General features: G+C 43.3%; 10 protein-coding genes. 3 read left to right on the top strand and 7 right to left on the bottom strand.

Translation table 11 applies throughout. The features are described 5' to 3' along the window. Window positions 1-18: 18 nt before the first annotated feature. Complete coding sequence (locus KJS58_RS20815) at window positions 19-2814, bottom strand: stalk domain-containing protein (RefSeq protein ID WP_213535397.1); 2796 nt, start codon at window positions 2812-2814, stop codon at window positions 19-21. 243 nt (window positions 2815-3057) lie between these two features. Here KJS58_RS20815 and KJS58_RS20810 point away from each other — a divergent pair, with 243 nt between their 5' ends. Next, on the top strand, window positions 3058-3441 hold the full coding sequence (locus KJS58_RS20810) for a VOC family protein (RefSeq protein WP_213535396.1): 384 nt from the start codon (window positions 3058-3060) through the stop codon (window positions 3439-3441). 145 nt (window positions 3442-3586) lie between these two features. On the opposite strand, the gene ilvA is transcribed toward KJS58_RS20810, so the two are convergent. Next, a complete protein-coding gene (ilvA, locus tag KJS58_RS20805) occupies window positions 3587-4867 on the bottom strand; it encodes a threonine ammonia-lyase IlvA (RefSeq protein WP_213535395.1) in 1281 nt (426 codons plus the stop codon). 220 nt (window positions 4868-5087) lie between these two features. Here ilvA and KJS58_RS20800 point away from each other — a divergent pair, with 220 nt between their 5' ends. Further along, the gene (locus KJS58_RS20800) at window positions 5088-5372 is read left to right on the top strand and encodes a DUF4176 domain-containing protein (RefSeq protein ID WP_191802756.1); all 285 of its coding nucleotides are present in this window, start codon (window positions 5088-5090) and stop codon (window positions 5370-5372) included. A 370-nt stretch (window positions 5373-5742) separates the two neighbouring features. Here the strand turns inward: KJS58_RS20800 and KJS58_RS20795 are convergent, their stop codons facing one another. The 5 genes from KJS58_RS20795 to purM all read right to left on the bottom strand — a co-directional run bounded on the left by KJS58_RS20795 (window position 5743) and on the right by purM (window position 11706). Then, complete coding sequence (locus tag KJS58_RS20795; RefSeq protein ID WP_374705842.1) at window positions 5743-6354, bottom strand: alpha/beta hydrolase; 612 nt, start codon at window positions 6352-6354, stop codon at window positions 5743-5745. Between the two features lie 370 nt (window positions 6355-6724). Beyond that, window positions 6725-7990, bottom strand: coding sequence for a phosphoribosylamine--glycine ligase (gene purD / locus KJS58_RS20790; protein WP_213535455.1), 1266 nt, complete (start codon window positions 7988-7990; stop codon window positions 6725-6727). Window positions 7991-8265: 275 nt separating this feature from the next. Further along, window positions 8266-9813 carry a bifunctional phosphoribosylaminoimidazolecarboxamide formyltransferase/IMP cyclohydrolase gene (purH, locus tag KJS58_RS20785; protein WP_213535392.1) on the bottom strand — a complete coding sequence of 516 codons (1548 nt, stop codon included), beginning with the start codon at window positions 9811-9813 and terminating at the stop codon, window positions 8266-8268. Between the two features lie 208 nt (window positions 9814-10021). Beyond that, complete coding sequence (gene purN / locus KJS58_RS20780; protein ID WP_213535391.1) at window positions 10022-10666, bottom strand: phosphoribosylglycinamide formyltransferase; 645 nt, start codon at window positions 10664-10666, stop codon at window positions 10022-10024. Beyond that, window positions 10666-11706, bottom strand: coding sequence for a phosphoribosylformylglycinamidine cyclo-ligase (purM, locus tag KJS58_RS20775; protein WP_213535454.1), 1041 nt, complete (start codon window positions 11704-11706; stop codon window positions 10666-10668). Before purM ends, purN begins: the two co-directional genes overlap by 1 nt. Window positions 11707-11835: 129 nt before the next feature. Between purM and KJS58_RS20770 the strand changes: the two genes are divergently transcribed. After that, window positions 11836-11988 (top strand): hypothetical protein, encoded by a 153-nt coding sequence (locus tag KJS58_RS20770; RefSeq protein ID WP_213535390.1) that lies wholly within the window; start codon window positions 11836-11838, stop codon window positions 11986-11988. Window positions 11989-11997: the final 9 nt, after the last annotated feature.

Raw genomic sequence — 11997 nt, 5'->3', positions numbered from 1 at the left:
CTTCAAATTACCTTATTTCTAGTTCCCCTTATCTTCTTTCTTATCTTCTTTCTTTTCCCCATTCGGTTCTTCCTTCGGTTCTTCTTTCTTTTCTTCTTTCATTGGTGCTAGTTCTTCAAGGACAATGGAATCGCTAGCTCGGGATAAATTATTAATCGTTGCTTTATCTCCATCGGCTACAGATAGAACAAAGAATCGGTAACTCACCCCTGGTTTTAGTGAACTTCCATCTGAATCCAGCGTCGAAGTATCTACAGTGGCGACTCCGTTTCCACCCGATTTATTCACGGATGTGTATTGTGATCTTGGCAGGGCATTCGCTTGATCCAAAGTAAACTGACTAGCTGAAGCTGCTTTAACAGCAATTACTGCATAGAAAGAAAGACCTTTCTCATCCCCTGCTTTATTGAAATTCACTTGTACTGCCGGGTTTCCATTCGGCTTATTCTCTACCTTCGTTATGTTAGCCTGATCTACCTGAACAGAAGGCTGGTTCAGTGTAAAGTTACTTGATCCATCGGATAAGGCACTGTCCGAACGGGTTGAACCATCTGCTAGTGAGAGAACAAACGCTTTATAGCTAATACCGGCAACCAGCTTATTACCGTTAATATCCTTGGTTCCTTCTCCAAGAAGCTTGGAGATATTCGAACCGTTTTTATTTACCGCCGTGTAATTATTTGACGATACACGATTTGCTGCGGAAAGATCAAAGCGGCTTGCTTCATCTGCTCGCACAAGCATGATAAGGTAACGGGATATTCCGGTTTCATCCGAAGCTTTTTGGAAAGCGATCGTCACATCACGGCCGTCCCCATTATTTCCTTTGATATTCGCTGATACATTAGAAGCAGGTCTGACACTGCTTGAAGACAGCTGTATCGCTGAAGAGGCAGATGACAGTGCATTTAGCTTACTATCTCCGCGGTTACTTACCGCAAGTACGAATACCCGGTAACTCACCCCGCTGCGGATCGCTGATCCATCTGTATCCTTTGCCCCGGATGCGAGTGTAACCTTCAGATTTCCACCTGTTTTATTTACTCTTGTATACCGATCACTGCTCATCCCATTTGCTCTAGAAAGGTCGAAGCTTCCTGCATTGCCTGACTTCACTACAAATACACGGTAATGATCCACGCGAGATTCTTCAGATGATTTATTAAAGGTAACCTGTAGATCCCGTCCGTCTCCGTAATCCTGAATATCACTTACACCTACACTTGTCGCCGGTTTTGATACCGAGTTGTTACTTAAGGAGATTGCATTAGAGGAAGATGATAATAAGTTCTCATATCCTCCTTGCTGATTTCCCATAGCTGCTACGAACACACGATAGCTTTCTCCTTCACGAACCGTAATCCCGCTCGTATCTTTTAGGCTTTGCGGCAGTGTAATCGTCTGATTTTTTCCATTCTTCGAAATATCATAATAGCTTCCCGAAGATACTTTATTCGCTTCACTCATCGTAAATGAAGAGCTGTTATTATTGCGGACGACAAACACCCGATAAAAGCCTACTTTTGACTCGTCACCTGTTTTGTTGAAAGAAACCTGCAGGTCTCGCGCATCTCCGTAGTCACTTCGGTCAGTTACCGATGTAATGGAAGGAGCAGTCAGTGTACTTCCGTCCAAAGTGAAGCTCGAAGAACCAGAGGACAGTCTATTTTGTTTATCATTCGTATTCGTACTAGTCGAGAGAACAAACAGCGTATATGCGGTTCCATTCTTGATAAGATCCCCTGATACATCGCGTGATGAAGAGGAAAGTGTCGTCGTAATCACGGAACTTCCTGATTTACCGATGACTGTCGAGTAACTGCTCGAAGCACGGTTCGCCGCATTTAGATCAAAAGATGATGCGTCTTTGGTCTTAACGATAAATGCACGGTAGCTGTTAATATCCGATGTCGTTCCAGGCTGTTTGAAACTAATCTGAAGATCACGGCCATCTCCGTTATTAGCAACATCTTTGACACGCAGTTCACTTACCGCTTGAACCGCTGGTTTTGCTGTCAGGGTAATTGAATTTCTAGCGGATGAAAGAAGTGAGGCATAGTCAGCAGCATCGTTTCCAACGGTTAATACATACACTTTGTAAGTTACGCCGGATCTGATCTTCTCTCCGCTCACATCCCGTGTGTTCTCTCCTAAAGTGACACTCACATTTCCATTCCTTTTGCTTACTTGAGTATAGTTCGCAGAGGTTATATTCATGGCTGCATTAAGTGTAAAGTTGCCTGCACTTGTATCCTTGACTAGCATGACACGGTATTCGTATACTCCGCCTTCGTTCTGCGAAGGTGTAAAATCTACTTTTATATCCCGGCCGTCACCATACTGAGTACCTACACTCGTTGTAATCGTAGAGCTAGACAAATCATCACTCTTCGTGACGATATCCACACGTTTTGCCTGAGAGTTCCAATACACTTCTTCTCCCAATGCTTCGGTTACGAATCGAATGGGAACCATTGTATTCCCCTTAACTACGGATGCTGGAATATCTAGATATACCGTATTGCCATTAATAGTAGCCGTCTTTGATCCGATCTTCAGAGATACCGTCTGGTCGCCTTTGGTTGCCGTAACCGTCTTCGATTTATTGTTCCATACGACCTTTGCGTTCAGCCCTTCAAAAATAGACCGAAGTGGAACCAGTACTCTGGCGCCTTTCATAATGGGGGGTTGTGAAGCTGATAATTTCTCGTTATCAATGTAAATCTGTATGGCTACTGCAGCGTGAGACACGACAGGGGGAACACTTGCTGTAATTAAGGCAGCAATGACTGCTGTGGAGATCCATTTTTTCATTATTATTGTTACCTCCAGTATTTGGATTATTATTAACTTGGTTTAGCTTAGCAATCTTATAACGCAAGCAGATGGGATAAAGTTCCATAAAAGGAATGGAAAACAAAAATATATTTTAGTGAGCATAAAATAGGGGTTTGGTAAGAAACACTTCTCCATTTTCCATTTTATTGATATAATGATAGTAATTTCATCTTATGAAATTAAGTTTCATTATATGAAACAGGAAGAGGAGTGAAATCCATGAACTATCATTATGTTGGTATTGATCATGTTCAGCTTGCCGGTCCTCCCGGATGCGAGGCAGAAGCTCGTCATTTTTACAGTGAAATCCTTGGGTTTACCGAAATCCCTAAACCGGAAGTACTGCAAAAAAGGGGCGGTGTATGGTTTCTTTGTGGAAGTCACGAGGTTCATATCGGCGTGCAGGCTGATTTTTCTCCAGCTACAAAAGCTCATCCTGCTTTTGATGTAAAACAGCTAGAAGCGTTACGCAGCTACTTAGTAGATCAAGGGATTCCGATCATCGCAGATGATGCCCGTCAAGAGGAAGGTGTCGTTCGATTTTATCTTCATGATCCTTTTGGAAATCGTCTAGAGTTTATGGAACGAAGCAATCATAAATAATCGATTTTCACAACATTTAACAAACAAACAAAACCCCCGCGAACCTTTCTTCACGGGGGTTTGTCGATCGTTATATTCACTTTTTAGATCCAGCATCTTTAAAAATTTGAATCCATCCATCACTTATGGGTTTTTCACAAAATGATCAGATCAGTAGATTGAATAAGTTTTGGTCTTTGTTGAGTTCCGTATACTGGATGTTTTTTGCCTTCATTCGTTCAACCAGCGGCTCGTAATCCTCTTTGTTTAGCAGCTCTATACCGACAAGGGCAGGACCATTTTCTTTATCATTTTTCTTTGTATATTCAAATCTTGCGATATCATCATCTGGACCAAGTACATCCGAGAGAAATTCACGAAGGGCACCTGCACGCTGCGGGAAATTAATCATGAAATAATGTTTGAGTCCTTCATAGATAAGTGAACGTTCCTTAATCTCCTGCATCCGGTCAATATCGTTGTTTCCGCCGCTAATAATACATACGACTTTTTTACCTTTGATCTTCTCTTTATACTGTTCCAGTGCAGCTACGGCAAGAGAGCCCGCAGGTTCGACTACAATTGCATTCTCATTATATAGTTCCAAGATGGTGGTACATGCTTTTCCTTCCGGAACCTTAACTACATCATCCAGTGTTCGGGTACAGATATCATAGGTTAAATCCCCAACTCTTTTCACCGCTGCCCCATCGACAAACTTATCAATCTTCTGAAGCGTAACCACCTGTTTCTGCTCCATTGCCTCAGTCATGGATGCTGCGCCTAAAGGCTCCACCCCAATTACCTGCGTCTGTGGATGCACTGTTTTAACATAGGTTCCAACTCCAGCAGCCAGACCGCCGCCGCCAATCGTCACAAATACATAATCAGCAGGTCCATCAAGATCCTCCATGACTTCCATCCCGATTGTCCCGTTCCCTGCAATAATCTTCGGCTGATCAAATGGATGAATGAACGTAAGTTCCTGCTCATCTCTTACCCGCATAGCCGCTTCATAGGAATCATCATACGTATCCCCCGTAAGGACAACTTCAATGTTGCTGCCGCCAAAACGTTTCACTTGCTTAACCTTCTGATTTGGAGTTGTGCTTGGCATAAAGATTTTGCCTTGAATCCCAAGGGCATTACATGAAAAAGCAACCCCTTGTGCATGATTTCCTGCACTCGCACAAACAATGCCTCGCTCACGCTCTTCAGCGGATAAGTTTCGGATCATGTTATAGGCACCGCGGATTTTAAATGAACGAACGACTTGCAGATCTTCTCTTTTCAGATAGACTTCACAATTGTACTTTGCAGACAGTACAGCATCACGCTGGAGCGGCGTTCTTACGATGACCTCTCTCAGTACATGGTGTGCTCTAACGATATCTTCCATTCCCACTACAGGGACCGTTCCATGATTAGGTGTCTCTACAGATTTCATTTTCTCCCACACTCCGCTTGATTTGGTCAGCTTTACGTTCGCTGCACATATTTTCTATTTTATGTATTGTACCATCTTTGGACGGATGAATGACGGTTCGTTTTGCGGATTTTCCTGAATTTCCATAAAAAATCAACTTTTCTTTCAGGTTACATTTTGCATATCACTGCAAACCTGTGTTTAAATAAAAGCAGTGTTTGAAAGAGGAGGACCCTAACCAATGTCGATTAACTACGAACAAGACTTACTGCCGATTGGCTCTGTTGTACGCATCAAAGAGTGGAAACAGAAGCTGATGATTTACGGCCGTTTGCAAAATGATACGGAATCTCAAAATACATGGGATTATGTTGCATGCTACTATCCTCACGGGAATCTGACGGAAGATTCCAATGCCTTCTTTAATCATGAAGATATTAAAGACGTTATTTTCAAAGGCTTCGAAGATCATGAGGAAGTTGCTTTCCGCAAGATTCTTGCTGAAGCCATTAAAGAAGCAGAGTAATTCAGAATTGCGACTGTGACTGCAACTAGCAGTGGAAAAAGAAAACCCAAAGGTGTTCTCGTATAGAGAGAACACCTTTGGGTTTTTGTATGTTACTTGAATTAAATTTATAATTCATTAAATTTAAGGCTATTTTGAGGCTATATTGTAGACGAAATTTCAGACAACATTTTAGACAACATTTTAGACGAACGAAACTGTTATGTTCTATATTTACTTTTGTTTAAACACCGAGAAGTATCATGAATATGATTCACTTATTGATTTACTTACTTACTTACTTACTTACTTACTTACTTACTTACTTACTTACTTACTCATTATGTTACTAGTAAGCTGTCCTGCTACTTTTCTTATCGGATCCTACGTCTTAAGAAATGATGTTTTGCTTAAACCATGCAGCGGCTGCTACCACTTCTGTACGACTCAGCTGATGACCGTGATTTTCCCAATGTAACTGTACGCTTGCCCCCGCCCCTTCAAGAAGCTGCTGAAGATCTTCGGATTCTTGAGGTGCGCACATCGGATCGTTTTTGCCGGCAGCGATAAAAACAGGAACTCCAGATAAATCAGGCAATTCTTTGTCACGTAAAGGAACCATAGGATGATGCAGAATTGCTCCCTTTAATGAGTCGGCATAGTGGAATAGAAGACTTCCCGCAATATTAGCACCGTTTGAATAACCGATCGCTACTACGTTACTTCGGTCAAAGTTATAAGTCTTAGCTGCTTCATCCAAAAACTCATGCAGTTCTTTTGTGCGGAAGATCAGGTCTTCTACATCAAACACCCCTTCTGCCAAGCGGCGGAAAAATCGGGACATTCCATGTTCGCTCACATTTCCACGAACCCCTAAAATATTTGAATATGGAGATACCATCTCTGCCAGTGGAATTAGATCCGTTTCCGTTCCACCTGTGCCATGAAGCACTAATATAGTAGGCAAGTCTGGATTTGACCCTTTATGGAATACATGTTTCATCGTCATATCTTCGCTCTCCTTTTATTTCATATCACATTACCTTTAATCAATCGAGACATTGCCCTTAGTCAATCAAGCCGTTATCAGTTCTGTTCAGTTCTATTCTAGTTCTATTACCTAATACCCAGTTTTGTTACCCAGTTCTCTCGTTCTTTGCGTGTCCTCGCTCATTTAATTATCTTAATTTTAAGATAATTACCTTGAATTCATCATACTTCTTTTTCGTCCGCAATTCAAGAGTAGATATGATTTCCTCTTCATTAAAAGAAAAACAGACCAAACCGAGCGCTCCTACTCTGATTTGATCTGTTTGTTTTTGATCTATTTGTTTTAATCTACTGCTATTTGTATGCCGGATCTACATTTCACCCTACACTAAAGCTTTTGCTGCAATATCAGAGCGCTGGTGCTTACCTTCGAAAGTGATCTGTTTTGCAGCCGCATAAGCGTTATTTCTTGCTTCAAGGGTGGACATTCCTCTGCCCACGACGCCAAGTACACGTCCTCCGCTTGTTACATATTCACCTGCATCATTTTTCGCTGTCCCTGCATGGAATACGAGAGCATCCCCTGCTTGTTCAAGTCCAGAGATGACAATCCCCTTCGGATAAGAAGCAGGATATCCGCCAGAAGCGAGAATTACGCATACAGCTGCTTCATCACTCCACTGAATGTCGATATCAGCAAGTGTACCGTTCACGGCTGCCAGGAAAATATCGAGCAAGTCTGTTTTTAGTCTTGGTAGAACAACCTGCGTCTCGGGATCACCAAAACGAGCATTGAATTCTACGGTCTTCGGTGTACCGTCTGGTGAGATCATGAGCCCTGCAAAAAGAACCCCGCGGAACGGGCGATCTTCGGATACCATTGCTTTTGCTGTTGGAACGACAATGGTTTCTATGGCTTTATCAATAATCGCCTGATCGATATGCGGCAATGGGGAATATGTCCCCATCCCGCCGGTATTTGGACCTTTATCTCCATCGTATACCGGTTTGTGGTCTTGTGCTGCTGGCATACATCTTACCGTTTCTCCATCGACAAATGCCAGAATCGACATTTCCTGACCTTCCAGGAACTCTTCGATTACGACATTTGCACCTGATTCACCAAATGTCTTTTCTACCATCATGCTATGAAGTGCCGTTTCCGCCTCTTCCCGAGTAAAAGCTACGGTTACTCCTTTACCAGCAGCAAGTCCGTCGGCTTTAATGACAATCGGGACCGGGCGAGAACGAAGATAATCAAGTGCTGCTTCATAGTTATCGAACTTCTCGTAAGCTGCAGTTGGGATGTTATATTTGCGAAGCAGATCTTTCATAAAGGTCTTACTTCCTTCAATCTCTGCTGCATTTTTTCGTGGTCCAAAGACCGGAATGTTCTTCGCTTCAAACACATCGACAATTCCATCTGCTAATGGATCATCAGGGCCAACGACAACAAGTCCCACTTCTTTTTCGATTGCAAAATCAGCTAGTTTTTCGAATTCATGTACACCAATCGGCACACACTGTGCAATTTGGCTGATTCCTGCATTTCCGGGAGCGCAGTAAATGGTGTTTACCTTTTCGCTTTTTGATAGAGACCATATGATCGCATGCTCGCGTCCGCCAGCACCAATAACGAGAATATCCATAAGTTCCTCCTTAAGTATGTACCTTTGAATAATAATAAAGGCTGAGAGGCCAAGCTCTCCGCTTTGCACTCCCAGCCCCAGGAAAGATAAGATAACGCTCTGCTGAAGAATTAATTTCATAAAACCTTATTATGAATCTATGAAATAGATTCTGTTCCGTTCAAAAACCCCTTTTTGATCGTGTGCAGATCACGCTCGAATATGAATCCATTTTAGGTGCTATATCTTTCATATGATGAAATGAAAAATCTCCTTGTTACCTTATTTCTGGGAAATTAATGTTTAAAATGACGTACTCCTGTGAAGACCATGGCAATTCCGTTCTCATTCGCTGCCTTAATGGACTCTTCATCCTTGATGGAACCACCTGGCTGAATAATCGCAGTAATACCGTGTTTCGCTGCAAGCTCTACCGTATCGCCCATTGGGAAAAATGCATCCGAAGCGAGCACAGCTCCTTTTGCTTTATCTGCGGCTTGTTCAAGCGCAATTTTCGCTGCACCTACACGGTTCATCTGTCCTGCACCTACACCCACTGTCATATTATCAGAAGCAAGTACAATCGCATTTGATTTCACATGCTTAACTACTTTCCATCCGAACAGAAGTTGTTTTAGTTCCTCTTCAGAAGGAGCACGGTCAGTTACGACCTGCAGATCGTCTGCATCCACGGAGTGTACGTCACTTTGCTGAACGACCATGCCACCGTCAATACTTGTAACAACAAACTGACTTGTGCGTTCTTTAGCAGAAGACAGTTCGCCCATTTTGAGCAGACGAATATTTTTCTTCTTGGTAAGAATTTCAAGTGCTTCTTCTGTGAAGTCTGGAGCAAGCACAATCTCAAGGAAGATCTCGCTAAGTTTTGCCGCTGTATCTGCATCAATGATTCGGTTCGCTGCAACGATACCTCCGAAAATGGAAGTTGGATCCGCTGAGTAAGCTTTCATATAAGCTTGATAAATGCTTTCCCCCGTACCTACTCCGCAAGGATTCATATGTTTCACCGCCACAACAGCCGGCTCTTCGAATTCTTTGACAATCTGAAGTGCAGCGTTAGCATCATTAATATTGTTGTAAGAAAGCTCTTTACCATGAAGCTGCTCTGCTGTAGTGAGCGTCCCTTGCGGTGCAAGAGGTTTCCGGTAAAACGCAGCTTGCTGGTGAGGATTTTCTCCGTAACGAAGGTCCTGAATTTTCTCATAAGTAACCGTGTATCGCTCAGGAAGAGGATCGCCGTTCACATTAGACAGATAATCGGAAATAAGTGCATCGTAAGATGCCGTATGGCGGAATACTTTTGCCGCAAGCTGTTTACGAGTCTCAAGAGTTGTATCTCCTTGTTCACGAACCTCAGCAAGTACCTGACTGTAGTCATTCGCATCTACAACAACACTAACAAATGCATGGTTTTTCGCAGCAGAACGAAGCATAGTTGGTCCGCCAATATCGATATTTTCGATTGCATCCTCATAAGAAACATCTGGTTTAGCAATTGTTTCTTGGAAAGGATAGAGATTTACAACAACCAGATCGATGTAATCAAGACCGAGATCCTTCATTTGCTTTTGATGTTCTTCATTGTCTCTAACTGCAAGAAGCCCGCTGTGTACGGCAGGGTGAAGTGTTTTTACACGTCCATCCATAATCTCAGGGAATCCCGTTACGTCGGAAATACCGATGACTGGAATACCTTCTTTCGACAACAGGCTGCTGGTACCACCTGTCGAGATAATTTCGACCCCTAAATTAGACAACTCACGGCAAAAATCCACGATGCCTGTTTTATCTGATACGCTAACGAGTGCTCTTTTTATACTCACGATGAAGCTCCTCCTCTTGTGTGTCACCACATAGAATGAATAGTTCTGAACTTAATTCCGATACACGTCTAATTTGGATTAATAATTTGAATAATGCAGTTCTTTTACGTCTAATGACCAACGTCGAAACTACGTTTATTTCCCGAGAAATATCACATCATGCCGCATACGTTTTACTAGCCTCGCACAAAATGTTGGAATGTCTCCACTATGGTGCAGTTTGAGTATTTTCCTGACATTCTTTCGCACCAATCGTAACTTTACGTCCTTCCAGTTTTACGAGGCCTCTCGCAAACCAAGAAACAACCTCTGGATATAACTGCTGCTCCAGTGCATGAATAGATTCACCTAACGATTCCAAGGTATCTTCCGTAGAGACCTCTACTGCACGCTGTGCAATAATAGGCCCTGTATCCATTCCGCCATCCACAAAATGTACCGTTATTCCCGTAAGAGTTACCCCGTAATCCAAGGCTTGTCCAATTGCATTTTTACCTGGAAAAGCTGGCAACAGGGAAGGATGAATATTGATGAGTCTTCCCGCATACGCTTCGACAATAACTGGAGTCAGTAGTCTCATATAACCTGCCAGCACAACAAGATCGATCTCAAGTGCATTCAGTTTTTCGACGATTTCCTGTTCATACGCTTCACGTGAAGGATAATCTTTCGGCTGAAAGAGGTGGCAGGGAATCCCCGCAGACTGTGCTTTTTGGACAACAAGAGCCTGCGGTTTATCGCTGACAAGAAGCTCGATCGAACCTTCTATTTTCCCATTAGATGCAGCTTCTACTAAAGCCTGAAAGTTACTTCCTTGCCCGGAAGCGAATACGGCAATACGAAAACCGGACATTATACTTCCGCTCCAGTAAAGGTGACCACTTGGTTTCCTTCCGTTACTCGGCCGATGGTGTAAGCTTCTTCTCCATTTGCACGCAGTGATTCGATTGTTTTTTCTGCATCTGCTTCACTTACTACAATCACCATGCCAACCCCCATATTGAAGGTAGTGAACATGTCTTTGTTAGAAATACTTCCTTTTTGCTGCATCAGTTTAAAGATGGGCAGAATCGGCCATGAGCCATAGTTAATCTCTACATTCACATTTGCTGGAAGCATCCGCGGAATATTTTCGATAAATCCACCGCCGGTAATATGAGCCATTCCTTTTACTTTCACTTCATCCAGGAGTGCCAAGATTGGCTTCACATAGACTTTGGTTGGCTTCAAGAGTTCATCCCCAAGCTTACCGCCCAGTTCTGCAACCTCATCATGAAGACTATAGCCGGCTTGCTCCAGAAGCAGCTTACGTACTAGAGAGAATCCGTTACTATGAACTCCGCTAGAAGCAACCCCGATCACGGTATCTCCAGGTGTAATGGTAGTTCCGTTAATGATTTTGGCTTTATCTACGATACCTACCGTAAAACCAGCAATATCATATTCACCATCACTGTACATCCCTGGCATTTCAGCCGTCTCGCCGCCGATTAGTGCTGCGCCTGATTGATGACAGCCTTCAGCAATACCTGCTACGATGGCTTCAATTTTATCTGGAACGACTTTGTCACAAGCAAGGTAATCAAGGAAGAAAAGAGGCTCCGCACCCTGAACGACAATATCATTCACACACATCGCCACTGCATCAATACCAATCGTGTCATGACGATCCATGGCGAATGCAATTTTGAGCTTCGTTCCCACACCATCTGTACCAGATACCAGTACCGGCTCATCATATTTGTCTTTATTCAAACCAAACAAAGCGCCAAATCCACCGAGATCTGTCATGACTTCTGGACGGAATGTACGCTTCACATGTTTTTTCATCTTTTCTACCGCTTCGTTGCCTGCCGCGATATCAACGCCGGCATTCTTGTAGGCTTCTGACAAATTGGACACCATCCTTAAGGGGAAAATCACCCACCTAAATCCTCCCTGACAGGGAGGACCCCAGAGGGGCAGCGCCCCTCTGGACACCCGCAAATTTGCTAGCGGACCGGAGTTTTGGGTGTTCTTGCTATGTTTACGTTTGTGATTGGATCGCTAATGGTCTTTCAGACCGGCTTACATTTGGCTCATCGTGCACAAGTGCAAGTGCCTTCACGCTGTACGCGTGTAGCTCCGCCAGGAAGTCCACCTGTTTGCCGTTGGCAAATGTGGCGGCTTCCTTAGCTGCGCAAG

This window comes from Paenibacillus sp. J45TS6 (genome assembly GCF_018403285.1).
Lineage (GTDB): Bacteria > Bacillota > Bacilli > Paenibacillales > Paenibacillaceae > Paenibacillus.
Note: the sequence above shows the minus strand (reverse complement) of the source record. Positions and strands in the feature narration are given on the sequence as shown.